The 443-nt window shown below is 73.8% G+C and carries 1 pseudogene; it reads left to right on the top strand.

The window, feature by feature from the left end:
• A pseudogene (locus LPA54_RS39025) lies at window positions 1–422 on the top strand (sugar ABC transporter substrate-binding protein); the annotation flags it as partial.
• Between the last annotated feature and the right edge of the window lie 21 nt (window positions 423–443).

Here is a 443-nt window from a genome sequence, read left to right as displayed (position 1 = left end):
GAGTGGCAGGTGCTGCCCGCACCGGCCGGGGCCGGCGGACTCGCCCAGGGCGTCAGCCCGCAGACGCTGTCCGTCGCCGAGGACTGCCCGCACAAGAAGGAGGCCGTGGCCTTCCTCGACTTCCTGCTCCAGCCGCGGAACATGGTGCGCCTGGCGCTCGGCGACTGGATGCTGCCCACCGGCCGCCAGGCCCTCGCCGACCCGGCCCTGCGCACCCCCGAACACGGGTGGGCCACCGGCACGGCGCTGGCCGCCCGTCTGCGCCCGGCGCCCGCGCAGTCCGTACGGGGCTACCCGGAGTGGAAGGACAAGGTCGCCACCCCGGCGCTCCAGGAGTACTACAGCGGCGCGATCGGCCTCGACGAGCTGCGGAAGAGGCTGAGAAGGACGGCAACCTGGTCCTCGCCCGGTACCAGCGGTGAGTGGTGCGCGCGTCATCGAGT

Source organism: Streptomyces sp. DH12 (assembly GCF_020873895.1).
Taxonomy (GTDB): Bacteria; Actinomycetota; Actinomycetes; order Streptomycetales; family Streptomycetaceae; genus Streptomyces.
The sequence above is the reverse complement of the archived record's forward strand: the minus strand, read 5'-3'. Positions and strand labels throughout refer to the sequence as shown.